Raw genomic sequence first — 23671 nt, 5'->3', positions numbered from 1 at the left:
CCGGAATCCGTAGCGATGGTGACGACCCGCCGTCCGCCGCCGCCTACCGTGGAAGCGTGACCGAGACCCAGACAAAGAACCGTGGCCCGGAGTTCCGGGCAGCCGCAGGGGCGATGGACGGCCTGCGGGAGGACCTCTTCCGCCAGGCGCTCGCCTATCGCCCCCTGCCGCCGCTGAACCCCGACGGACGGCTGATCCGGCGGCTGCCCGAGGGGATACGCAGGGTCGTCGTCTGGACCCCGCACGCACTGGTGCTGTTCGCCGCCTTCCTCGTGATGATGGCCGGCTTCGCCGAGTGGCGGTTCCGCCTCCTGATGGGCCTGGTCCCCGCGATCGCGGTGGCGATGACCCTCCTCAGGCCGGTCGCGGCGTTCTGGGCCTCGATGCTGGCGACCGTCTTCTGCGGGGTCCTGGGCAGCGAGGGGCTGTGGGGGCCGAGCGCCTTCGGGGCCCAGGTGGTGGTCATGGTGGTCGTGGCCGCCCGGACCCGGCCCCGCACGGCCGCCTGGATGTGGCTGCTGACCCTGCTCTTCGGGATGCTGCTGGAGGGCGGCGACCCGTCCATCACCGCACCCCTGGCGACGCTCTCCGCCTTCGCGCTGCTCGTCGTCGCCGTCTTCCAGATCCGGCGCGACGCCGAGCGCGAGGTCACCGTGCAGCGCACCGTGACCGCCGTCGAGCGGGACCGGCGCACCCTGCTGGAGGAGCGCACCACCATCGCCCGGGAGCTGCACGACGTGGTGGCCCACCACATGTCGGTGGTCGCGATCCAGGCCGAGGCCGCCCCCTACCGGGTCGAGAACCCGCCGCCGGAGCTGGAGCAGGCCTTCGTCACCATCCGGGAGAACGCGGTGGCCGCCCTCACCGAGCTGCGCCGCGTCCTCGGGGTCGTACGGGCGGAGGACTACGAGGCCCCCGACGCCCCGCAGCCCACCCTCGCCGCGCTCGACGGGCTCCTGGACAACGTCCGCGAGACGGGCCTGGAGACGGAGAAGGTGATCACCGGGGCCGTCCGCGAGCTGCCGCAGGGCGTCGAGCTGTCGGCGTACCGGATCGTCCAGGAGGCCCTGAGCAACAGCCTGCGGCACGCGCCGGGCGCCTCCGCCCGGGTCGAGCTCGGCTATGTCCTCGGCGGGCTCGGGCTGCGGGTGGTCAACGGGCCCCCGCGCGGTCTGGTCAAGCCCTCGCCGGGGGCCGGGCACGGGATCACCGGGATGCGGGAGCGGGTCGCGATGCTGAACGGGGAGATGACGGCCGGGGCGACGGGGGACGGCGGATACGAGATCGCCGTGTTCCTCCCCGTACCGCTGTCGGACGTGCCGGAGCCGCGGGAGACGGCCGGCGGCACGGCGGACACGACGGGCGCGACGGGCGACGCGGACACGGTCGTCGTCGAACGGGGCGGCGGCGCATGAGCGACACCGACATCCGGGTCCTGATCGTCGACGACCAGATGATGGTCCGCGAGGGCTTCTCGGTCCTGCTCAACGCGATGCCGGGGATCACCGTCGTCGGCGAGGCGGTCGACGGGCGTCAGGCCCTCGCCCAGGTCGCCGCCCTCCGCCCGGACGTGGTCCTGATGGACATCCGCATGCCGGAGATGAACGGCATCGAGGCGACCCGCGAGATCGTCGCGCGGGACGCCGATGCGAAGGTGCTGGTGCTGACGACCTTCGACCTCGACGAGTACGTCTACCAGGCGCTGCGGGCCGGGGCCTCGGGCTTCCTCCTCAAGGACGCGTCCGCCCGCCAGCTCGCCGACGGGGTACGGGTGGTGGCCTCGGGCGAGGCGCTGCTCGCCCCGACGGTGACCCGGCGGCTGATCACCGAGTTCTCCAAGCTCGCGGAGACCCCGCGCCCGCCCGCCCTGGCCCGGATCGGCGATCTCACCGAACGCGAGACGGAGGTGCTCGTCCTGATCGCACAGGGGCTCTCCAACGCGGAGATCGCCTCGCATCTGATCGTCGCCGAGTCCACGATCAAGACGCACGTCAGCCGCATCCTGGTGAAGCTGGGGCTGCGCGACCGGACCCAGGCGGCGGTGTTCGCCTACGAGGCGCGGCTGGTGACGCCCGGGTAGCGGCTTTTGCGACGGTCCCGGGACCGCCCGGGACCGTCGCACCTCTCGCGGTGGTGGCGGGCGGCCCCGGGACCGCCGGGCAGGCGCGCCTCTCGCGGTGACCGCGGGCGGTACCCGGGAGGCCCGGGGGCCCGGGCAGATCACCTCCAGTGGTGGCGGCGGGCGGCCCCGGGACCGCTCCGCCGGGATCACCCCTTGCGGTGGCGGCGGGCGCGGGTAGCGTCGGGTCATGCACGTGTCCTTCGATCCCTGGTCGCCCGCGTTCGTCGCCGATCCCTACCCCGCCTACACCGCGCTGCGCGCCGCCGGCCGGGCGCACTGGTTCGAGCCGACGGGGCAGTGGCTGATCCCGCACCACTCCGACGTATCGGCCCTGCTGCGCGACCGTCGCCTCGGCCGGACGTATCTGCACCGCTTCAGCCACGAGGAGTTCGGCCGGACCCCGCCGCCCGCCGCGCACGAGCCGTTCACCACGCTCAACGGGCAGGGCATCCTCGATCTGGAGGCCCCGGACCATCCCCGGATCCGACGGCTGATCTCCAAGGCGTTCACCCCGCGTACGGTCGAGAACCTCGCCCCGACCGTACGGCGGCTGGCGGCCGAGCTGGTCGACGCCTTCGTGGCCAAGGGCGGCGGGGACCTTCTCGCGGAGGTCGCGGAGCCGCTGCCGGTCGCCGTGATCGCGGAGATGCTGGGCGTTCCGGAGGCGGACCGGGGGCTGCTGCGGCCCTGGTCGGCGGCGATCTGCGGGATGTTCGAGCTGCATCCGTCCGAGGAGACGGCCGAGGCCGCCGTCCGCGCCTCCGTCGACTTCTCCGCGTATCTGCGCGGGCTCATCGCCGAGCGGCGCGCCGACCCCGGCGAGGACCTGATCTCGGCGCTCATCGCCGCCCACGACGAGGGCGAGCGGCTGACCGAGCAGGAGATGATCTCGACCTGTGTGCTCCTGCTGAACGCGGGCCACGAGGCGACGGTGAACACCACCGTCAACGGCTGGCGCACGCTCTTCCACCACCCGGAGCAGCTGGCCGCCCTGCGCGCCGACCCCGCGCTGCTGCCCACCGCGATCGAGGAACTGCTGCGCTACGACACCCCGTTGCAGATGTTCGAGCGCTGGGTGCTCGACGACATCGAGATCGACGGCCAGGTGATCGGGCGGGGCGCGGAGGTGGCGCTGCTGTTCGGCTCGGCCAACCGGGACCCGGAGCGGTTCGCGCGCCCGGACACGCTGGACCTGTCCCGGGAGGACAACCCGCACATCACCTTCGGGGCGGGCATCCACTTCTGCCTGGGCGCCCCGCTGGCCCGGCTGGAGCTGGCGGCCTCCTTCGGGGAGCTGCTCCGCAAGGCGCCGGCCCTGCGGATGACGGCCGAGCCCGCGTGGCAGCCGGGGTATGTGATCCGGGGGCTGAAGGAGCTGCGGGCGGAGGTGTAGCGCCTGCGCGGGTGGCTCAGCAGGGGTCGTAGCACTCCGGCCTCGGCGCTCCGGCCAGCGCGTCCACGCCGACGCCGACCGCGAAGAGTGCGGCGATGGCCGCGACGAGGCCGAGCGCCCGCTTCCAGTCGCCCCGGGCCAGGAAGAACACGGCCAGGGCCGCCGCGATCCCGCCGAGGATCATGAGGGGCAGGCCGATCCAGAGAACGTTCCAGTTGGAGGCGCCCTCGAAGCCGTCGAGGAGGCCGCCCTTGCCGTGCGGGGCCCAGAGCACGATGCCCGCGAGCGCTCCGGCGAAGGCGGTCAGACAGCCGGCGGTTCCGACGACGGCTTCCCGCCGTGAGTTCTGGATCTCCATACGGTGGAGGACGCGGCGGGGTGCGAGCGCGGTTCCGTTTACGGGGGCGCTGCCCCCGGGCCTCCGCTCCTCGAACGCCGGCACACTCAGCCCCTCCGGCGATTGAGGAGCGGGGGCCAGGGCGGAGCCCCGTGCTACGTCAGCGGGTACGACCGTCGGCCCGACGCCTCGTCGATCTCGTCGTGCGCCTTGGTCAGCAGTTTCATCGCCAGTTCGTTCAGCGCTCTGGCCCCCGCGATCTCCTCGCCGACCCGCTGCTGGTCGGAGTCCGAGGGATGGCGGCTGGCGTAGCCGTGGGCGCGTACCTCTGTTCCGTCGGAGAGGCGGACGAGCGCCGCCGCGCGGGTGCGGTGGGTGTCCTCCTCGAATTCGAGGTCGATGTGCCATCCGACAGCGATCCTGGTCATGACGGTCACCTCCGGGACGTCTCGGGCCGTCTTCTACCAGCGTGCGCCCCCTGCCCCGTCCGCGCTCGCCGGGCCCGGCAGCATCAGCCCCCAGGCGCCCGCCCGGACCGTCCAGGTCCGGGTGCGCACCGGCCCCCCGGTCCGTATGTCCGCCCGGTAGCGGAAGTCCGCGCCGGAGACCGTGACCGCCTTGGCCTCCGCCGTGACGTCCTCGCCCGAGGCGGCGCGGACGACGACGTCGGCCAGGCCCCCGCCGCCCTGGGAGGTCACCTGGACGCCCCGTACCGGCGTGTCCAGGTCGCTCAGCATCACCCCGTCCGCCTCGACGCGCAGCCGGTGCGTGCCCGGGTGCGTGCTGGCGGCCACCGGGGCCGGGCGGACCAGGGACGTCATCAGCGAGCGGCAGGTGTCCCAGACGGCCGTGACGCCCGTGTGCGGGCCCCCCGGGCCCCCCGGTCCGGGCGGCGGGGCCGGGGCGGGGATGCGGAGGCGGTCGAGGACGACGCCGTCGCTGTCGTCGACCAGGAGGTCCAGGCGTCGCACCGTGCCGTCCAGCGCGGTCCGTGCGGCCGCCACGGCGCCCCGTGGGACGCCGAGGGCGTGGGCGACCTCCAGGGCGTGCGCCGCGCCGACGGGGATCAGGGAGAGGACGCCGTCGGCCAGCTCCCGTTCGCGGTGGAGCTGGGCCACGGCGCGCAGCAGCGCGTGATCGTCGCCGACCACCACGGGCCTGCGCGAACCCCGCCGGGTCAGGGCCCGGGCGAACTCCTCGGGGGTGTCCGGAAGGCAGATCTTGGCGTGCGAGCCGGCGCTCAGCACGTCCTTGGCGATACGGACGGACTCGCCGTCGGTCCGGCGGGCGACCGGGTCGATGACCACCAGGAGCTGGTCGTCTCCGTCGCCGGGGGGCTCTGCAGCCGACACCTCGGTCCTTCCTCGGGTAGCATCTTGGTGCAAGAGCCCCTTGCGCTATTGCGCCAGGGGCTTCGTCTATTCCGGGGCACCCGGTTCGACGGCTCAGGCTTTGCCGTACATCGTCGTACGGCAGGTACGACCTTTACGTACGCCCCCTGACCTTGGACATGCCCCGCCCGGAAGGGGTGTACGCCTGTGCCCGCACTTGTGCTGCTCGGTGCTCAGTGGGGTGACGAGGGCAAGGGGAAGGCCACCGACCTCCTCGGTGGATCCGTGGACTATGTCGTGCGATACCAAGGCGGTAACAACGCCGGTCACACGGTCGTCGTGGGCGACCAGAAGTACGCACTGCATCTCCTCCCCTCCGGAATCCTGTCGCCGGGGTGTACCCCGGTCATCGGGAACGGTGTCGTGGTCGACCCGGCGGTCCTGCTCTCCGAGCTGAGCGGTCTGAACGAGCGAGGCGTCGACACGTCCAAGCTTCTGATCAGCGGCAACGCTCATTTGATCACTCCGTACAACGTCACGCTCGACAAGGTGACCGAGCGCTTCCTGGGGAAGCGCAAGATCGGCACGACGGGCCGGGGCATCGGTCCGACGTACGCCGACAAGATCAACCGGGTGGGGATCCGCGTCCAGGACCTCTACGACGAGTCGATCCTGGTGCAGAAGGTGGAGGCGGCCCTGGAGCAGAAGAACCAGCTCCTGGCCAAGGTCTTCAACCGCCGGGCCATCGAGGCCGGCAAGGTAGTCGAGGACATGCTCCAGTACGCGGAGCAGATCAAGCCGTTCGTCGCCGACACGACCCTGATCCTGAACGATGCCATCGACGAGGGCAAGGTCGTCCTCTTCGAGGGCGGCCAGGGCACCCTGCTCGACGTCGACCACGGCACGTACCCCTTCGTCACCTCGTCGAACCCGACCGCGGGCGGCGCCTGCACCGGCGCCGGCGTGGGCCCGACGAAGATCAGCCGGGTCATCGGCATCCTCAAGGCCTATACGACGCGGGTCGGGGCCGGCCCGTTCCCGACGGAGCTGCACGACGAGGACGGCGAGGCGCTGCGGCGCATCGGCGGCGAGCGCGGTGTCACCACCGGCCGTGACCGCCGCTGCGGCTGGTTCGACGCCCCGATCGCGCGGTACGCGACCCGGGTCAACGGCCTGACCGACTTCTTCCTCACCAAGCTGGACGTCCTCACCGGCTGGGAGCAGATCCCGGTCTGCGTGGCGTACGAGATCGACGGCAAGCGCGTCGAGGAACTCCCGTACAACCAGACCGACTTCCACCACGCGAAGCCGATCTACGAGAACCTGCCGGGCTGGTCCGAGGACATCACGAAGGCCAAGACCTTCGCCGACCTGCCGAAGAACGCGCAGGGTTACGTGAAGGCCCTGGAGGAGATGTCGGGCGCTCCGATCTCCGCGATCGGCGTCGGCCCCGGCCGGACCGAGACCATCGAGATCAACTCGTTCCTGTAGGGAACGGGCGGGTACACCGCGGCGGCGGCGGACGACGGGCATGACCCGTCGTCCGCCGCCGCTCGCGTTCACGCGCTCTCGCGTTCACGCGCTCTCGCGTTCACGCGCTCTCCCGTTCACCGCCGCACCGGTTTCGGTGACGGCTCCCGCGCGGCGGATTCCGGCTGTGCCGCGCCGTCCTTGGCTAGGAGTACGGCGATGAGCGCGGCGCCGAGGACGAGCAGCCCGGCGGCGATGGTGAGCGTCAGGGAGAACCCTTCCGTCGCCGCGCGCAGCGGGCCGACGGAACCGGTCAGCTCCTCGCTGCGCCGGGTGGCCACGGAGACCAGGACGGCCAGTCCCACGGCGCCGCCGATCTGCTGCACCGAGCTGAGGACCGCCGATCCGAGGCCGGCGTTCTCCTCGTCGGTGCCGGAGACCCCGGCGATGGCGAGGGCGGGGAAGCCGAGGCCGGAGCCGAAGCTCACCACCAGCATGCCGGGCAGCACGCCGATCGCGTAGCTGTCGTTCGGCGAGACCCCGGAGAGCAGCAGGAGCCCGCCCGCGCTGATCAGGAACGCCAGTACCAGGGCCCACCGCAGTCCGAGCCTGACCGCCAGGCGGGAGGAGCACCAGACGCCGGTGAGGATGCCCGCGCCGTAGGGCAGGAAGCCGAAGCCGGCCTTGAGCGGCCCGTATCCCAGCACCGTCTGCAGATGCAGCATCAGCAGGAAGGACAAGGAGAAGAAGGCGGCGGCGAAGAGCAGGCCCGCGGCGTTGGAGACCGCGCGGATCCTGACGGAGAGGAAGGACAGCGGGATGAGCGGATCCGCCGTGCGTGCCTCGACCAGGAGGAAGAGGGCCCCCAGGGCGGTGCCGAGCAGCAGCGGCGCCACGACCGACAGGTCGCTCCAGCTTGCATGCTCGGTCTGGAGCAGGGCGTAGACCAGGGAGACGACGGCACCGGTGCCCAGCAGCGCGCCCGGGACGTCCAGCCGGGTGGGGCGGTCGGTGCGGCTCTCGCCGACCAGGCGGGGCAGGAGCACCAGGGCCAGGACGGCGACCGGCAGATTGATCAGGAAGATCCAGCGCCAGGACGCCAGTCCGGTGAGCGCCCCGGAGATCACCACCCCGGTGGTGCCGCCGAGGCCGGCGATGGCGCCCCAGATGCCGAGCGCCTTGGCGCGCTCCTTGCGGCCGGGGAAGAGCAGGGTGATCAGCGCCAGGGCCGCCGGGCTGGACATGGCCGCGCCCGCTCCCTGGGCGAACCGTCCGGCCACGAGCTGCCAGGGTTCCTGGGCGAGTCCGCAGAGCAGGCTCGCGGCGCCGAACAGGATCACGCCCCAGAGGAAGACCCGGCGGCGGCCGATCAGGTCGCCGAGGCGGCCGAAGAGCAGCAGCAGTCCGCCGAAGGCGAGGAAGTACGCGTTGGCGACCCAGGTCAGGTCCGTGGTGCTGAAGCCGAGGTCGCTCCTGATGCTGGGGAGGGCGACGTTCACGACGGTGTCGTCCAGCACCAGCATGAACTGGACGAAGCAGAGAACGACGAGTGCGGCCTGGCGGCGGGGGTGCGCGGTTATCACCCCGACGACGCTATGGAGGGGGCGTCACTCGCCACAATGGCTTGACCGGCCATATACCCGGGGTGGGTATCAGCCCCGGGTGAACCCGGGTGGGGCTTCGGGCGGCTTCGGGCGGGGTTGCGGTGGGTTCCGGGCGGGGCTTCGGTGAGATCCGGGCGGGGCTTCGGGCATGGCTTCGGGCATGGCTGGTCTAGACCTTGACAGGTCCAGACCAGGCGGGCTTGGGTGGTGGCCCGTCATGTCGGCCTGCCGGGATGCTCGGTGTGCCGCACCGAAGGAGTGAGCAGCCCTGAACCGCATCGATCGCATCGTTCGTGCCAAGAGGTTCCTGACCGTCCCGGCGGCCCTGGTCACCCTCGCCGCCGCTCTCGTGACGGCGGCCCCCGCCGCGTCGGCCGCCGTCCCCGCCGACGGGCCCTGCGCACCGCTCCACAGGGCCTCGGCCGACTACCGGGCCGGGGACACCGTCTCCCACCACGGGCGCAACTGGAGCGCCAAGTGGTGGACGCGGGGCGAGAACCCGGGGGCCGGTTCCGCCTGGTCGGACCGGGGCGCCTGTACGGGAGGGGTGTCCGACTTCGTCATCAGCGAGCAGCGGTTCGACGAGATCTTCCCGGACCGCGACCCCTTCTACACGTACCAGGGCCTGATCGACGCGCTGCACGCCTACCCGCGCTTCGCCAACGTCGGTACGCCGCAGACGCGGGCCCGGGAGGCGGCGGCGTTCCTGACGCACGCGGACTTCGAGTCGGTGGGGCTGAAGTACGTCAAGGAGATCAACGAGGCCAACTACTGGCGCAAGTGCGACGACACCCAGCCCTTCGGCTGCCCGGCGGGGCGCGAGGCGTACTACGGACGCGGCCCGATCATGTTCAGCTGGAACTTCAACTACAAGGCCGCCGGGGACGCCCTCGGGCTCGACCTGCTGAACGATCCCTGGCTGGTCGAGCGGGATCCGTCCGTCGCCTGGGCCACCGCCCTGTGGTACTGGAACACCCAGAACGGCCCCGGCACCATGACGTCCCACGACGCGATGGTCGGCGGCGCCGGCTTCGGCGAGACGATCCGTTCGCTCAACGGGGCTCTGGAGTGCGAGGGCGGCAACCCGGGGTCGGTGACCGCGCGGGTGGAGCGGTACGAGCGCATCACCGGCATCGTCGGAGTGGCCCCGGGAGCCGGACTCACCTGCTGAGCCTGCCGGTTCCGGTGCCCGCAGGCCGCCCGGAACCGTCCGCATGCTGGGCGGGCCGGAAGATTTTACCTTCGGTTCCGCCCCCGTTCGCGGGGGCTCCGGATGGACACCTTCCGCAATAGCGGCTGTTGAGGGCCCCCTTGACGCGATCGCCCCGCTCGGCGGCGGCCGGAACCGGTGGAACCAGCACCTTTTCCGAGGGTGGTCTAGACCTTGACAGGTCCAGACCATCCTCGCTTGAGTGTCGGCACCCCCACTGCGGCGCAGGCCGGACGTCGCGCCGCGTCCAAGGAGTGTGATCACGTGATCCGACGTGCCATGAGTCTGCTGGTCGCGCTAGCCGCGATCGTCGCGGCGCTCATCGTTCTTCCCGCCACCACCGCGCAGGCAGCCACCTGCGCCACGGCCTGGAGCTCCTCCTCCGTCTACACGAACGGCGGCGCGGTCTCGTACAACGGCCGCAACTACACCGCGAAGTGGTGGACCCAGAACGAGCGTCCGGGCACGTCGGACGTCTGGGCCGACAAGGGTGCCTGCGGCACCGGCGGCGAGAACCCGGGCGAGAACGGCTTCGTCGTCAGCGAGGCCCAGTTCAACCAGATGTTCCCGAACCGGAACGCCTTCTACACGTACAAGGGCCTCACCGACGCCCTGAGCGCCTTCCCGGCCTTCGCCAACTCCGGCAGCGACGAGGTGAAGAAGCGCGAGGCCGCGGCCTTCCTCGCCAACGTCAGCCACGAGACCGGCGGGCTGTACTACATCAAGGAAGTCAACGAGGCGAACTACCCGCACTACTGCGACACCACGCAGTCGTACGGCTGCCCGGCCGGCCAGGCCGCCTACTACGGCCGCGGCCCGATCCAGCTGAGCTGGAACTTCAACTACAAGGCCGCCGGTGACGCCCTGGGCATCAACCTGCTCGCCAACCCGTACCTGGTGGAGCAGGACCCGGCCGTGGCGTGGAAGACCGGCCTCTGGTACTGGAACACCCAGAACGGCCCCGGCACCATGACCCCGCACAACGCCATCGTCAACAACGCCGGCTTCGGCGAGACGATCCGCTCGATCAACGGCGCCCTGGAGTGCAACGGCGGCAACCCGGCGCAGGTCCAGAGCCGCATCAACAAGTTCACGCAGTTCACCCAGATCCTCGGCACCACCACCGGTCCGAACCTGAGCTGCTGACCGCTCCCACGCCCCTCACCGGCCCGTGCGGGCTGCTGAGGGGCCCCTGAAGGCCCCATCCAGAACGGGGGTGCATCCGGCTCGCGCCGGGTGCACCCCCGTTTCGGCGTCCGGTGCAGCGCGCGCCGGCCCCTGCGCCGATCGCGACCACGGCGGTGCGCGCTCTCCTCACGGTGTCCCCGCGGCGAGTGGACCACCTCGGGTAAGAGGCGCCCGTGCGTCAGGCGGCACCGCAGGGACGGCATCGGCGGCGTCGGCGGCGTCGATGCCGTCCCTGCGTACGATGTCCCGGAAAGGTTGGTGTGTATCAGCGTGGGAAAGTCACGGGGGAACGGTCGTATGGGCTCGGGCTCGGATTCGGGCTCGGGGCAGAGTGTCTGGCTGCGTCAGCCGCCTGCGCCGCGCCATGAGCCGCCGCTGAGCAGGGAGCGCATCACGGAGGCGGCGGTCGCCCTGCTGGACGAGGAGGGCATGGAGCGGCTGACCATGCGCCATCTGGCAGAGCGTCTCGGCGTCGGCGCCACGACGCTGTACTGGCACATCGACACGAAGGACGATGTCGTCGACCTGGCGACCGATGCCATCTTCGCCGAGGCCCTGAACCCTGACGGGGAAGACGAGAACTGGCGGGAGAACGTCGTGGCCCTCCTCTCCGGGTGTCGCGCCATGCTCCTGCGGCACCCATGGTGCGCGGCGCTGCCGCTGCGCCGGCGACCGTCTATCGGGCCGAACTTCCTCACGTGGTTGGAGTTTCTGCAGGCGACGCTGTCGCGCGCCGGGTTCGACGCACAGCAGACCCAGGCCTCCTGCTGGCTGCTGTACAACCATGTCTCGGGCTCCGTGGCGAGCCAGTCCAACCTCCAGTGGTCGATGACGCAACGCGCCTCGGCTCAGGAGGAGTTGCGCCGGCAGCAGGACAAGTACCCGACGCTCGTGGAGTACGAGTACATGCTCGACGAGAGCTGGGAGGAGAACTTCCACCTGGGCGTGAAGCTCGTTCTCGACGGCCTGGAGGCCCAGCTCTCCGACAACGTCTGACGGCTGTTCCCGGCCGGGAGACGGCCGGAGTCGATCGATCGGCGGTAACTCGCCCGACAGGTCCGCAGGCGCCCGCTGGACCGCGGATCGAGCAGGGTCTCCGGGCACCGGTCCCGTCGGCCACGGGACCGGGCCACCCCCGTACGGCTCATTTCTTGCCGATGTGCAGCGCCTCCTTGGCGAAGACCTGGAAGTAGCTGGGAACGCCCTTGGTGGTGATGACCTCGACGCGGGAGCCGACGCTGAGGTCGTCGACCGCCTCACGCACCAGCGCGTCCGCGAGGTCCCTGCGCGAGGTGAACCAGCCGGGGTGACGGGACTTGCTGACGATGTAGTCGGTGGTGGTCGTGGCGTCGAAGAGACCGGCGGGGCGGACGACCGTCCAGTCCAGGCCGCTCGCGCTCACGATCTCCTCCATGCGGCTCGTGTCCTCGTAGAGGGGGCGGCCCATCTTGAGCAGGATCGGCACGATCACCTTGCGGAAGACGAACGCCTCGCCGGGGGCGTCCTCGTAGTCGGCCCCGATCGAGCTGACGCAGACCAGCCGCCGGATGCCGTGGGCCTGCATCGACTTGATGACGTTCGCGGTGCCCTCCGAGTAGACGGTCACCGGCTCCTTGGTATACGGCACGCCGACGGTGGAGACGACCGCGTCATGGTCGGCCACCACGCGGTGCACCTCATCGGGGTTCAGAATGTCCGCCTGGGCCACGCTCAGCCGGGCGTCGCTCAGCGGGAACGCGTCGGGTCGGCGGGTCACGGCGGTGACCTCGTGTCCCTCGGCCAGTGCCTGTTCGGTGGTCAGCCGGCCCGTCGGGCCGTTCGCGCCGAAGATGACCAGTTTCACGTGTTCCTCCTGTGGGGCGACCTGACAGGGCGGGCATCCCACCGCTCCACCGCCCCCCGGCCCTCGGCCGTCGAATCGGAGGACGGCTCGGTGGCGAACGTCGATCGAGCACCGGAACGTTGTTCTAGTGACCCGATCAATGTACCAGTGGGTGGGTCGCTGACTGGAAGGGCTGGTGCTCTACCTGCTGTTCTGACGCGGTCGCAAGCGCCACAGTCAGGGGCGGGTACCCACGCCTTGTCGACGCGGCTGTGTCGTCAGGCGCGGTTCAGCGCCGTCCGGAGCGTGACCCCGTGGTGCAGGCGCAGTTGGCGCAGCTCGGCATAGGACAGCGCGGTGACGGAGAGCGGCGGGCCGACCAGGAAGAGGATGCGGAGCAGCACCGGGATGCCGGACATCGGCGGATCGGCGAGCTGGATGACGAAGAGCGTCCACACCAGAAATGGCGAGACCAGCGGGGGCAGTGTCTCGTGGACGTCGGAGAGGCGGAAGACGGTCACGACCGCGAACGTCGTGCCGATGATCAGGAACAGGGCGGCCACGCCGTAGGACGGCAGGAGCACCAGCATGGTCAGCAGCATCGGCACGATGTCGAAGTCCTCGACGGCGGTGCGCCCGATGGCGGGGCTGACCACGAAGGTCAGGTAGTAGACGCCCGCCAGGGTGCCCACGGCCGTGAGCGGGCCCGCGATCCGGCTCAGATAGAGGCCCCGGCGGGTGCCTTCGGCGGCCAGTATGAAGACGAACAGGATGACCGGCACGGCGAAGACCAGGATCGTCGCGGCCAGGGCCACTTCCTCGAACTTCGCCCGCAGCGGGTCGTCCGCCGATCCCCAGTAGGCGATGGTGATCCAGATGACGGCGACCGCCCCGACGAGGGAGCGGGCGACCTGGAGCGCGGTGATCGTCTCGTCGACGATCCGGCCGGCGCGTTTCGGCTGGAACACCATCAACGCCGCCTGGAACAGCCGCGCGAACAGCTCCTGTCCGTTCATGTTCGTCCCCCGTGACTCGACATGGCTTGCTGTGACTCCGCGTGACGCTCAACGGCCTCTGAGCATGGTGAGGTTGATGAGCACTCGCCCTCACGCCAACTGCGCTTTCACCGACATCAGCAGGTGCCGGTGGACGTCCGTGCCCGCCTCGTCCGTGATCATCGCGCGCTGACCGGCCCCCAGCAGCAGGAGCCGCAGGGACGGCTCCGTGAAGGAGGCCAGGGCGTCCGCCAGATAGCCGGGGTTGAAGGCCACGGTCAGCTCCTCGGCCCCCTCCAGGGCAGCCGGCAGCCGCTGGGACGCCACATCGTCCTCGTAGCCCGCGCGGAGTGTTACGGAGGCGTCGGCGCGGGAGAAGGTCATCTGCACCGGGCTGTCGCCGTCGGCGACGACGGAGACCCGCTTGACGGCCTCCGTCAGCCGGGCCCGGTCCACCACCGCGACGGCCGGGTCCCCCATCGCGAACAGCTTCTCGTGGCGCGGCAGCCGGCCTTCCAGCAGCCGTACCGTGGTCCGCATCCCGGAGTGCTCGAACCCCGCCGAGCCGGCGTCCAGAGCGAGGCTCACGAGCCCGGACCGGCCCAGCGAGCGGGCGATCTCGGTAAGGCGGCGGGCGGAGACGATGACGTCGGCGGTCTCGCCGGGCGTGGTCGCCTTCCACGGGAGGGTTCGTACGGCGAAGCGGTACCGGTCGGTCGCGGCGAGCGTCATCGTGTCGCCGTCGAGCCCCAGCCGGATCCCGGTGAGCGCGGGCAGCGTGTCGTCGCGCCCCGCGGCCACCGCCACATCGGCCACGGCCGCCGCGAACAGCCCCGCGTCCACCGCGCCCCGGAGCTGCGGGAGCGGGGGCAGAGCGGGGTACTCGTCCAGCGGCAGCACGGAGAGGCCGAACCGGGCCCCGTCGCCCGACACCGTGAACCTGGAGCCCTCCACGGAGCACTCCACCGGCCCCTCGGGCAGCACCTTGCAGATGTCCAGCAGCCGCCGCCCCATGACGAGCACCTTCCCGGGCCGCACGACCTCGGCGTCCACGTCGATGCGCGCGGACGCCTCGTAGTCGAGCCCGGAGATCCGCAGGGGCCCGCCGCCGCCCTCGCCCCCGCCCTCCGTGTCCAGCAGCAGCCCGCCCAGTACGGGGACGGGCAAGCGCACGGGCAGGACACGGGCCGCCCAGGACACGGCGTCGGTCAGGGCACTGCGTTCGATCCGGAACTCCATGGGGGCCTTTCCTGGCACGTCGAAAGCCGGAGCCGGAGGCCGACTCCCACGACAACGACGATAAAAGGCACCACTGACAACCCGACTGACAACACCGCTGACAATCGACGCGGGGCGGGAGCCGACGACAGCGACCACCCCCGTGAGCCGCTGCCGCCGCACGTTCCCCCGTACCCCGCGCCCCCGCGCCCTCGTATCCCCGCCCCCCGCGCCCCCTGTTTTCGGAGCCGTCCCCCGACGGACGGGAACACGTTCGGACCATAGAACGCAGGGTAAGGAGACGGGAGATTCAATGCGCCCAGTGGGGCGGCCGCCGGGGTATCGGTCCGCACAGTCAGTCGTGCGGGGCGGGCCGCCAGGCGCCACGGCCGTGTCCAGGGCGGGAACGGGGAAAACAGGTGCCAGCACGGGAGCGTGCGGACGACCTTCTGCTGATGCACCGGCTGGCCCGCACCGGCGGAACCGCCGAGCTGCTGCGCTGGCTGGCCGGGCGGGCCGGCGGCTGGGCAGGGCTCGTCGGCCCGGACGGGACGGTGCTGCACGCGGCGGCCCGTACGGCACGGGCGGTGGTCCCCGACATCGCGGGGCTCGTCGCCGAGGGCGCGAGCGCCCTCACGGAGCGCGCGGCCCGGGCGTACTCCCTCGACACCGGCGCGCACACCGCCCTGCTGTTCCCCCTGAGCGCCGACGACCGCGCGGCCCCCGTGCTCGCCGTCGTCACTCCCCGGCCCGTGGCCGCCGGGCTCGCCACGCTGCTGGCCGACGTGGTCCTGCCGCTGTCCCTGTGCCGGCAGGCCGAGGCCCTGGAGCGCAAGCGCCGCCGGGTCGACCTCGCCGAGTCCCGGGGCCGGGAGGCGGTGCTGCACCTGCTGATGACGGGCCAGCTCTCCATCGCCCAGCAGGTCGCCGGTGCGCTGCGCCCCCGGCTGCCCGATCCGGTACGGGTGTGCGTCGTGGAGTGCTCGGGCGACGGCCGTGACGAGGTGGCCCGGGTCTGCGCGGACGCGGACGGCGCCCGCTCCTGGATCGTGCGGTGCCCGGTCTACGCCCGCCACCTCATCCTGGTGATGCCTGCGGACGAGCCGGAGGAGGGGGCCGCCCCGACCGACGAGGCCGTCGCCGCCCGGGTCGACCACTGCGTCGTGGGCGTCAGCGAACCCGTGCCGCTGGCCGACACCGCGACCGGTTACCGCCAGGCCTTCCACGCCCTCGCCGTCGCCCGCGAAGTACCGTCCCGCCACGCCCGGTTCGGGACCTCCCCGGGCCCCGCGCTCGTCGTCGGACCGGCCGGGCGCCAGTGGGCGCACGACCTGCTGACCCCGCTCCTGACCCATGCGCCGCGCCGCGCGCAGGATCCCGGGGCTCAGGAGCTGGCGGCCACGGCCGGGTCCTGGCTGGCGTTCTCGTCGCACGCGACCGACCACCTCAAGGTCCACCGCAACACCCTGGCCGCCCGGCTGCGGCTCATCGGCGAGCTGCTCGGCCTCGACCTGCACCGGCTCGCCGACCAGGCCGCCCTGGACCTGGCGCTGCGCGTCCGCGCCACCCCCGCCCCGGCGTGCGCCCCCGACCCCGCCCCGTACGCCCCCACAGGGGCCGGTACGCGAGAGGCGGCAGGGGCGCTCGACGAGGTCCTGCGCCGCCCTGCCGTACGGCACTGGGCCGACCAGCAACTGGCCCCCGTCCTCGGTGCCGAGGAGACCCTGCGCACCTGGCTGCGCTGCGAGGGCCGCCTGGGCCCGGCCGCCGCCGAGCTGGGCATCAGCGTGCCAGGCGCCCGCAAACGCCTCACCCGGCTCGAAACGGCCCTCCAGCGCTCGCTGCTCCGGCCTCCGAGCGCCCGTTACGACCTGTGGCTGGCGCTGAGGGCCCGGGACCTGGGGGCGGCGGCCTGAGGGCCGCCCCGTCCTATGCCCGCCGCCAGTTCACCGCTCCATGGCGGCGGGCCGTCGCACCTCGAAGTGGAAGCATCCGTATTCCAGTGCCCTGACGTGTACGAGCACCACGTCCGGGTCGTTGAACGCGTCGTCGAAGGCCGCGTCGAAGCCGGCCGTGGCGTCGGCCGGGATCTCCAGGAGACGGCCGCCCGCGATATGGCCCCGGGCGTCATAGCGGCGCACGGTGCGCAGGGCTCCCGGCCGGGCGAAGGGGTAGCCCTCGCCGGGGGTGAACCCGCCGCAGTCGTCCGCATGGATGAAGACCGGCCCCTGTTCGTCGTACGCGCCCGGGTCTGCGCCGCTCAGGGCGGCCCAGCGGCGCAAAGGGGCGTAAGAGACGAGGGCTATCCGCTCGCCGAGCGTGATGGAGCGCAGGCAGCAGCGCAGCGGAGAGCCCGCGTCGTCGCCGGTCGCGATGTACGGGGCGCAGGGGCGGCCCGCGTCGTCGAGGACCCGCAGTTCCTTCAGGACGGCCGGGTCGACAGGGAGCACGGTGTAGGTGGTCATGTGCCCATGCTGAAGCGGCGCGCAGGCGGTTGCTGGCAGAAAACGGACGTCGCGTTGGTGCGCGCCCACGCGGAAGGTCGGCAGTCGTCACTCACCGCACCACGATCCGCGCCGCCGCCCCTGCGCCACCTCACGCCCGAGCGGGGTCAGGGCGTGCACCACCTCGCAGCCCCTGCGCGTACTGGTGATGAGCCTCGCCTTGCGCAGCACCGACGCGTGCTTGCTCGCGCTCGCGATCGACACACCGATCCGCACGGCCAGTTCGCCCGTCGAGCACGGTGAGGACAGGGCGCACAAGGCCATGGCCCTCGTGCGGCCCAGCAGTTCGGGCAGGCCGTCGAGGCGGTCGAGGCGGTCCGCGCAGTCGGAACGACTGCTCGCGGGGTAGACCAGAACCGGTGGGAGGCCGGGGTCGATGAGCGTGATGGGACGTCCTGTGCAGAAGAAGGACGGGATCAGCGCGATACCGCGACCGCGCAGGTGGAGGTCGCCGTCGCGCGGATAGTCGGCGACCAGGGTGGGCGGTTCCCAGCGGATGCAGGGCGACAGCGTGCTCAGCAGCCGTTCTGCGCCCCCTTCCAGCAGATCCCGGCTGTGGAGCGCGCGGTGGTTGTGCACCGCGTCGTCGATCAGGTGCCGTCGTGGGGCGAGGAGTTCGCAGAAGTAGACGGTAAGGGCGGTGCCGAGCTCCTGTCGGGCAGCGCGGTCACCTTCCGCGAGCCGCCGGAGCCGGTCGGGCGGCTTTCGCTGCGTGCAGCATGCGGCTAGCTCGGCGCGCACGCGTTCCGTCGGTGTGGCGAGAATCAGGTCACGGGCGACCTCCATTCCGCCTCTGTGGGGCGGGGTCAGAAAGTCGGGGAATTTCCCCCGGGCCGGCACCAGCGTGGTGAGCAGGCGGATCGGCTCTCTCAGATCGCTTCTGGCCAGTCGGCTGCGGACGTGCTCCAGCCACGGCGCGTGGTCGGGGGCGGGTCGCGGGGCCTGGAGCGCGTGAAGGCTGTTGACCAGTTCCCACATGGGATCGGGGCGGGGAGCCACCGTGATGCGTGTCAGGTCGTCTGCTGTGAAATGGATACGGAGTTCCATGGATCCCCCGAATGAACACATCCGTTTGACGTGCGATGAAAACCCTTGGACCCGTCTTCACGGGCTTCCTCATCATCGTTGGAGAAGCTCCTAAAGGAGCGATGCAGAACCCAAGACCGACCAGATGGGGGAAAACGCGCATGCGTCAGTTTCAGAGAACCATCAAGAGGACAGCGATGGGCGCCACGGCGCTCGCCACCGGCGCCGTACTCACGTTGGGCGGATCGGCCACCGCGGTGGAGGCGGCGGCCACGATCCACGGCTGCCCGTCCGGGGCGGTCTGTCTGTATCCCAACGCGAGCTGGAACGGCGACAGGCCGAGCCACGCGTTCTACTCGTACGGGACCCACAGGATCTACGACCAGATCGGCATGAAGCGCTGGTTCAACAACCAGACCGGCGGCGCCAAGGCATACCGGTGCACGGGCTCCAACGGCACCGGCTGCGGGGGCAACCAGGTGGCCGGCACGTACTACGACTACGACTTCACGCCGATCAACTCCGTGAAGCTGGCTCCGTGACGGAGTCGCGCCTTCCGTGAGCGGTCTGCCTCCTGGCGTGGTGGTGATGCACGCCAGGAGGCAGACCGTCGGTGCGGTGGTGCCGGGCTGTCAGCCCGTCCAGCCGAGGAACGCGGACCAGGCGTCCGGCGCGACGGCGAAGGCGGGGCCGTCGGGCACCTTGGAGTCACGGACGTGGACGGCGCGGGGGCAGATGGCCACCTCGATGCACTCGCCGCCACTGGAGCTGCTGTAGGAGGACTTGTGCCAGTCGAAGGCGACCTCGATGCACTCGCCGCCGCTGTCGCTGCTGTAGCTCGACGTGAACCATCGGAGGGTGCTGCTCATTCCACTACTCCTGCCAACCGCTTGATGAGGTCCAGCGATTCACGAGGACCCAGGGCCTGTGACCGGATCTTCGCATAGCGCTGAGCGTAGGTGCTCACCTTTGCCGGGTCGCTGATCAGCAAGCTCTCGTCCTGCGGCTCCAGATAGACGAGATGCTCGTGCGCCGGGGTCTCCACCAGGGTCATCGCGCCGCGAGCACCTGCACACTCCCCGTACTTACCGGCGTCCAGCGGCAGCACCAGAAGCGTGACATTGCGGCGCCCCGCGCACTCCACGAGATGGAGCAGCTGCTCCCGCATGATCTCCTCGCTGCCGATGACCCGGCGCAGGACGGACTCGTCGATGATGATCTCGATCATCGGGACCGGCTCCCGGTCGAAGAGCGCCTTGCGCTCCATCCGCAGCTGGACCAGCTCCTCGACGCGCTGGTCGGAGAGCGGCGGGTATCCGCCGCCGATCAACGCACGCGCGTACGCCTCCTTCTGGAACAGCCCGTGGATGACGTTGGTCGCGAACAGCTGAAGGCTCAGCGCCGCCTGCTCCAGCAGCGCGTAGTCCTGGAACTGGAGCGGATACCTCTCCATCCGCATGTACCGCCGCGCGCTCTCGAACATGGCGGTCCCGTTATTGAACAACCGTCCCAGCTCGACCAGCATCGCGTCGCTCGCGGGCTGCGCGCACGTCTCCATGGCGCTCACGGCCGCTGCCGAGTAGCCCAGCTCCAGGCCGAGCTTCTCCTGTGTCCACCCCCGCTGGATACGCATCGTCCGGGCCACTTCCGCCACCATGAGGGCCATCGGGCTCGCGGTCTGCTTGTTCTCAGCACTCGCCATTACGCGATCTCTTTTCGACTCAACCGAACTCAACCGGTCATTACTCGAAGTCGTTGAATTCCACCCCACTTCACAGAAGTTCGAGCAGGTCAACGGCTGTACGACGCACCTCGGCAGGTACAGAGAACGCTAGGTGATCGGGGTCACAATCGTCTCGTGAACGCACTTAATGGTGGGCTGAGGGCCGAGTGGATTCCGGACTCCGGATTTCACCTACGCAAGGCGGGCGTGCAATTCGACGCCGTCCGCGTGGACGGCGACGACGGGCGGCGGCTGGCCGACCTGATGGAGGAGTTGGTCGGCGGCGAGCCGGGACCCGTCGTCACCGAGTCGAACGGCCGGCGCGGGGTGTACTTCCTCGTGCCGGCGGGCTCGACGGCCGGGCGGCCGTGGCCGCGTGCGGTGACGACGTTCAACGGGGCCACGGGGCGGATCAGTTACGTCCCCGTACCCGCTCTGGGGGGTGACACCTGGCCGCTGGCGTGGCGGTACCCGCCCACGCGCGCGGGGCGGTTCGTGCACACGCTGATCCTGTTCAACGCGGCGTACACGTTACTGAACTGAGCGACCCAGAAACGTCACGGGCCCCGCGTCCGGAACCGCGATCTCGTGGAAGCCGACGCGATCGTAGAAGGCGCGGGCCCGGGTGTTGACGGTGAGCATGCCCAAGTGGACGGCCTTGACTCCCTGTTCGTGCAGGGCGCCCAGGAAGGCATCCATGAGCCGTCGCCCGTACCCGGACCGCTGGTGGGCCGGGAGCAGGTCGATGTGCAGGTGGGCCGGATAGCCGGCCAGCTCCGGCACGATCATGCGCTCGGGGTCGTGCATCAGGGCGGTCATCCGCTCGGTGGGGGACGCGGGTTGGCGTACGGGGGCCGGGTAGCGCTCGGCGAGGCCGGGGAGCCATTCGGCGCGGTAGCGGTCGACGAAGGACGCGGTGTCCGCCGTACCGAGGATGTAGCCGACCGCGCGCCCGCCGTCCTCGACCACGAACGCCAACTCCGGCTCCAGGACGGCGTAGGGCGCGGCGAAGATGTTCGGCAGCAGGTCCGGGTCCGGGTAGAGGTGGCGGGCGTCCCCGCCCTCGTGCCCCGTGCGTACGCAGATGTCGAAGAGGGCCTCGCGGTCCTCGGGGCGGTACGGGCGCAGCACGGGCGACGGAGAAGTCATGCGCGGGATCTTGCAGGTGCGGGAGCGCTCCCGCAAGGGTTTGCCGCTCCTTGTCGTCGATCTCGCTGCTTGCCGCCGTCGCTCCCGTCTCTCCCGTTGCTCGTGGCGCCGGCGGCCGGTTCCGGTCGGCTTTCCCGGGTTGCCGTCTCGACCGACGGCGGGGAGGCTTGACACAAAAGTGCATGATCGTGCAACCTTTTGGACGTCCGTCAACTCCTGCCGCATCGTCGGGGGATGTTGTTGCTTGCGCGATCAATGACCTGGAGGTCGGCGCGTGGCTGAACCCGTGAAGATCAAGATCTGGTCCGACTACGTCTGCCCCTTCTGCATGCTGGCCGAAGGCCCGCTCGAAGAGGCGATCAAGGACGTCGGCGTCGAGGTGGACGTCGAGTGGATGCCCTTCGAGCTGCGTCCCCACCCCCAGCCCACCCTGCGGCCGGAGGACGAGTACCTGCCCAGCATCTGGGAACGGGCCGTCTATCCCATGGCCCGTCGTCTGGGCGTCGGCATCACGCTTCCCGCCGTCTCTCCCCAGCCGTACACGGCTCTCGCCTTCGAGGGCTATCAGTACGCGGCCGAGCACGGCCTCGGGACCGCCTACAACCAGCGGATGTTCCGCGCCTTCTTCCAGGAGAGCCAGGACCTGGGACAGATCGACGTCCTCGTCGCCCTGGCCGCTGAGATCGGTCTGGACGAGGCCGGGTTCCGGGCCGCGCTGGCGGACGGCACCTATCGGGCCCGGCACCAGGAGGCCCTGCGGGAGGCGGCGGCCCACCGGGTGCAGTCCGTTCCCACCATGCTCGTCGGCGACACCCGGATCGAGGGAGTTCCGCGTCCGGCCCAGGTGCGCAAGGCGCTCCTGGACGCCCAGGCACAGCAGGCGGAGGGCGACGTGTACGGCGCCTCCTGCGGCATCGACGGGAGCTGCTGAGATGCCCGCCACGCATCCCGCCGGGCCCCCCGCCCGGCGCCCCGCCACCCATCCCGCGCTCAAGGCCTGCCGGTTCGCGGGGCTGGAGCTGTGCAACAGATACGCCGTCGCCCCCATGACCCGGGTCTCCGCGACCGAGGACGGGCGGGCCACGCGGGACATGGCCGCGTACTACGCGGCGTACGCCGAGGGCGGCTTCGGGCTCCTGATCACCGAAGGGACCTACACCGACCGGGCTTTCAGCCAGGGGTACCTGCACCAGCCCGGCACCACGGACGAGGCGCAGGCCGCCGCCTGGCGGCCTGTCGTCGAGGGAGTGCATGCCGCCGGCGCGCGCGTCGTCCTTCAGCTGTTGCACTCCGGGGCCGTCTCGCAGGGCAACGGTCAGAGACGCGGCCGGGCCCGGTTTCCCGGTCGGCGTCCGGCTCTCGCAGGGGAAGATCAACGATCCCGCCTGGCGGTGGCCGGGTGGGGACGCCGAAGCGGAACCGGCCCTGGGCAACGCCCGCACGCACACGCTTGACAGTGATTACTTGCACATGCAAGATTAGTTCCCGCAGGGCAAGTTGTCGGCGGGGGTTGCGGAAAGCATTCACTTGCATGTGCAGGCAAAATGCAACGCGAAATGATCGCAGGGCAACTCGGGGGACGAACTGCTGATGGGTACACACGAAAGCGAACTGCTGGGCTACGCCCACGAGGCGGTCCGGATCAGCCGCGAGCACGTCGCGCAGGGCGGTATCCCCTTCTCCGGCGTGGTCGTGGGCGGTGGACGGATTCTGGGGACGGGCTTCAACCGGGTCCGCGAGGACAACGACCCGACCGCCCACGCCGAGGTCGTCGCCCTCAGGGAAGCCGCCGCCAAGTACGGGCTCCACGCCGTGGCGGGCGCCACCCTGTTCGCCTCCGGCGAGCCCTGCGCCCTGTGCTATCTGGCGGCCCGGTTCGCCGGCATCGGTCACATCGTGCATGCCGCCGACCGCAGGACCGCCGCCCGGTACGGCTTCGACTACACGAGCTCGTACGCCGTCTTCGCCGAGGACCCGGAGAACTGGCCCATCAAGGTCACCGCGCTGCAACTCCCGGAGGCCGAGCAGCCGTTCCAGGACTTCCTGACCCTGAGTCGCTCCCCGCGCTAGCCGCCGGACCTCCGCCACGCGGCGTCGCCGCCCGGGGCCGATGACTCCGCTCACCCGCACTTCTCGCTCACCCGCACTTCTCGTTCATTCCCGTTCACCCGGACGTTCCGCTCATCCTGCTCATCCTGCTCATCCCGTTCATCCCCGCTCACTCACCGCACGGAAGGACCTCCCATGCACTGGCTCTACCTCGCCATCGCCGTCGCTCTTGAGATCGTGGTCGCCATCGCCGCCGGAAAGGCCGAGGGCTTCAAGAACCGCAAGTGGACCGGCATCACCCTGGCCAGCGGCGCCGCCGCGACGTTCTTCCTCAGCAAGGCGCTGCTGACCTTCGACGTCGGCGTCGGCTATGCCCTGTGGACGTCCGTCGCGGGCGTCGGTATCACCGTCCTCGGAGCGCTGTTCTTCGGCCAGCGTCTGAACACGAACAAGGCGATCGGCATCCTCCTCGTCATCGGTGGCGTCGTCGGCCTCCAGCTGAGCGGCTCCGCCTGAGGGATGAGGCCTGA

26 protein-coding genes are annotated in these 23671 nt (G+C 70.9%); 14 read left to right on the top strand and 12 right to left on the bottom strand.

Annotated features, from left to right (window positions below; genetic code table 11):
* Positions 1-56: 56 nt before the first annotated feature.
* The 3 genes from D581_RS0135150 (at position 57) to D581_RS0135140 (ending at position 3515) form a co-directional block, all read left to right on the top strand.
* Positions 57-1415: a sensor histidine kinase gene (locus tag D581_RS0135150; RefSeq protein WP_026291189.1), complete on the top strand. Its 1359-nt coding sequence runs from the start codon at positions 57-59 to the stop codon at positions 1413-1415.
* Complete coding sequence (locus tag D581_RS0135145; RefSeq protein ID WP_018961803.1) at positions 1412-2080, top strand: response regulator; 669 nt, start codon at positions 1412-1414, stop codon at positions 2078-2080. Before D581_RS0135150 ends, D581_RS0135145 begins: the two co-directional genes overlap by 4 nt.
* 229 nt (positions 2081-2309) lie before the next feature.
* The gene (locus tag D581_RS0135140) at positions 2310-3515 is read left to right on the top strand and encodes a cytochrome P450 (RefSeq protein ID WP_018961802.1); all 1206 of its coding nucleotides are present in this window, start codon (positions 2310-2312) and stop codon (positions 3513-3515) included.
* A gap of 16 nt (positions 3516-3531) precedes the next feature.
* Here D581_RS0135140 and D581_RS0135135 read toward each other — a convergent pair whose 3' ends face one another.
* The 3 genes from D581_RS0135135 to D581_RS0135125 form a co-directional block, all read right to left on the bottom strand.
* Entirely contained in the window at positions 3532-3873 is a 342-nt protein-coding gene (locus D581_RS0135135; protein WP_018961801.1) for a hypothetical protein, read from the bottom strand.
* 134 nt (positions 3874-4007) lie between these two features.
* Entirely contained in the window at positions 4008-4280 is a 273-nt protein-coding gene (locus D581_RS0135130; RefSeq protein WP_018961800.1) for a DUF1876 domain-containing protein, read from the bottom strand.
* Positions 4281-4313: 33 nt separating this feature from the next.
* Complete coding sequence (locus D581_RS0135125; RefSeq protein WP_018961799.1) at positions 4314-5204, bottom strand: hypothetical protein; 891 nt, start codon at positions 5202-5204, stop codon at positions 4314-4316.
* 186 nt (positions 5205-5390) lie between these two features.
* On the opposite strand from D581_RS0135125, the gene D581_RS0135120 reads away from it, so the two are divergent.
* Positions 5391-6674 carry an adenylosuccinate synthase gene (locus tag D581_RS0135120; protein ID WP_026291188.1) on the top strand — a complete coding sequence of 428 codons (1284 nt, stop codon included), beginning with the start codon at positions 5391-5393 and terminating at the stop codon, positions 6672-6674.
* Between the two features lie 116 nt (positions 6675-6790).
* Here the strand turns inward: D581_RS0135120 and D581_RS0135115 are convergent, their stop codons facing one another.
* Positions 6791-8176: an MFS transporter gene (locus D581_RS0135115; protein ID WP_469225320.1), complete on the bottom strand. Its 1386-nt coding sequence runs from the start codon at positions 8174-8176 to the stop codon at positions 6791-6793.
* Between the two features lie 367 nt (positions 8177-8543).
* Here D581_RS0135115 and D581_RS01000000138195 point away from each other — a divergent pair, with 367 nt between their 5' ends.
* The 3 genes from D581_RS01000000138195 to D581_RS0135100 all read left to right on the top strand — a co-directional run bounded on the left by D581_RS01000000138195 (position 8544) and on the right by D581_RS0135100 (position 11651).
* The gene (locus tag D581_RS01000000138195; RefSeq protein ID WP_469225319.1) at positions 8544-9428 is read left to right on the top strand and encodes a glycoside hydrolase family 19 protein; all 885 of its coding nucleotides are present in this window, start codon (positions 8544-8546) and stop codon (positions 9426-9428) included.
* Between the two features lie 303 nt (positions 9429-9731).
* Entirely contained in the window at positions 9732-10613 is an 882-nt protein-coding gene (locus tag D581_RS0135105) for a glycoside hydrolase family 19 protein (RefSeq protein WP_026291187.1), read from the top strand.
* A 339-nt stretch (positions 10614-10952) separates the two neighbouring features.
* Entirely contained in the window at positions 10953-11651 is a 699-nt protein-coding gene (locus D581_RS0135100) for a TetR/AcrR family transcriptional regulator C-terminal domain-containing protein (RefSeq protein ID WP_018961794.1), read from the top strand.
* A gap of 148 nt (positions 11652-11799) precedes the next feature.
* Here the strand turns inward: D581_RS0135100 and D581_RS0135095 are convergent, their stop codons facing one another.
* From D581_RS0135095 to dnaN, 3 genes are all read right to left on the bottom strand, one after another.
* A complete protein-coding gene (locus D581_RS0135095; protein WP_018961793.1) occupies positions 11800-12498 on the bottom strand; it encodes an SDR family oxidoreductase in 699 nt (232 codons plus the stop codon).
* Positions 12499-12755: 257 nt separating this feature from the next.
* Positions 12756-13493 (bottom strand): hypothetical protein, encoded by a 738-nt coding sequence (locus tag D581_RS0135090; RefSeq protein WP_018961792.1) that lies wholly within the window; start codon positions 13491-13493, stop codon positions 12756-12758.
* A 90-nt stretch (positions 13494-13583) separates the two neighbouring features.
* Positions 13584-14711: a DNA polymerase III subunit beta gene (dnaN, locus tag D581_RS0135085; RefSeq protein ID WP_018961791.1), complete on the bottom strand. Its 1128-nt coding sequence runs from the start codon at positions 14709-14711 to the stop codon at positions 13584-13586.
* Positions 14712-15145: 434 nt separating this feature from the next.
* On the opposite strand from dnaN, the gene D581_RS0135080 reads away from it, so the two are divergent.
* The gene (locus D581_RS0135080) at positions 15146-16606 is read left to right on the top strand and encodes a helix-turn-helix domain-containing protein (RefSeq protein ID WP_026291186.1); all 1461 of its coding nucleotides are present in this window, start codon (positions 15146-15148) and stop codon (positions 16604-16606) included.
* Between the two features lie 30 nt (positions 16607-16636).
* On the opposite strand, the gene D581_RS0135075 is transcribed toward D581_RS0135080, so the two are convergent.
* Both D581_RS0135075 and D581_RS0135070 read right to left on the bottom strand, forming a co-directional pair.
* Positions 16637-17155 (bottom strand): DUF1203 domain-containing protein, encoded by a 519-nt coding sequence (locus tag D581_RS0135075; protein WP_018961789.1) that lies wholly within the window; start codon positions 17153-17155, stop codon positions 16637-16639.
* 87 nt (positions 17156-17242) lie between these two features.
* Positions 17243-18241: an ArsR/SmtB family transcription factor gene (locus tag D581_RS0135070; RefSeq protein WP_018961788.1), complete on the bottom strand. Its 999-nt coding sequence runs from the start codon at positions 18239-18241 to the stop codon at positions 17243-17245.
* Positions 18242-18381: 140 nt separating this feature from the next.
* Here D581_RS0135070 and D581_RS0135065 point away from each other — a divergent pair, with 140 nt between their 5' ends.
* Entirely contained in the window at positions 18382-18762 is a 381-nt protein-coding gene (locus D581_RS0135065) for a hypothetical protein (RefSeq protein WP_032753577.1), read from the top strand.
* 90 nt (positions 18763-18852) lie between these two features.
* Here D581_RS0135065 and D581_RS0135060 read toward each other — a convergent pair whose 3' ends face one another.
* Entirely contained in the window at positions 18853-19089 is a 237-nt protein-coding gene (locus D581_RS0135060; RefSeq protein WP_018961786.1) for a DUF397 domain-containing protein, read from the bottom strand.
* Entirely contained in the window at positions 19086-19922 is an 837-nt protein-coding gene (locus D581_RS0135055) for a Scr1 family TA system antitoxin-like transcriptional regulator (protein WP_018961785.1), read from the bottom strand. The genes D581_RS0135060 and D581_RS0135055 overlap by 4 nt, the downstream gene beginning before the upstream one ends.
* A 156-nt stretch (positions 19923-20078) precedes the next feature.
* Between D581_RS0135055 and D581_RS0135050 the strand changes: the two genes are divergently transcribed.
* Positions 20079-20486, top strand: coding sequence for a hypothetical protein (locus D581_RS0135050; protein WP_026291184.1), 408 nt, complete (start codon positions 20079-20081; stop codon positions 20484-20486).
* On the opposite strand, the gene D581_RS0135045 is transcribed toward D581_RS0135050, so the two are convergent.
* Positions 20475-21092, bottom strand: a complete 618-nt coding sequence (locus D581_RS0135045; protein ID WP_026291183.1) for a GNAT family N-acetyltransferase — start codon at positions 21090-21092, stop codon at positions 20475-20477. The two genes, D581_RS0135050 and D581_RS0135045, sit on opposite strands and share 12 nt — an antisense overlap.
* Before the next feature lie 274 nt (positions 21093-21366).
* Here D581_RS0135045 and D581_RS0135040 point away from each other — a divergent pair, with 274 nt between their 5' ends.
* From D581_RS0135040 to D581_RS0135025, 4 genes are all read left to right on the top strand, one after another.
* Positions 21367-22023, top strand: coding sequence for a DsbA family oxidoreductase (locus tag D581_RS0135040; RefSeq protein WP_018961782.1), 657 nt, complete (start codon positions 21367-21369; stop codon positions 22021-22023).
* Between the two features lies 1 nt (position 22024).
* On the top strand, positions 22025-22546 hold the full coding sequence (locus D581_RS1000000138790; RefSeq protein WP_018961781.1) for an oxidoreductase: 522 nt from the start codon (positions 22025-22027) through the stop codon (positions 22544-22546).
* A 136-nt stretch (positions 22547-22682) separates the two neighbouring features.
* Positions 22683-23162, top strand: coding sequence for a nucleoside deaminase (locus D581_RS0135030; protein ID WP_018961780.1), 480 nt, complete (start codon positions 22683-22685; stop codon positions 23160-23162).
* Positions 23163-23336: 174 nt separating this feature from the next.
* The gene (locus D581_RS0135025) at positions 23337-23657 is read left to right on the top strand and encodes a DMT family transporter (RefSeq protein ID WP_018961779.1); all 321 of its coding nucleotides are present in this window, start codon (positions 23337-23339) and stop codon (positions 23655-23657) included.
* Positions 23658-23671 lie beyond the last annotated feature (14 nt).

The organism is Streptomyces sp. CNB091, from assembly GCF_000377965.1.
This window is presented reverse-complemented; position numbering and strand designations above follow the sequence as displayed.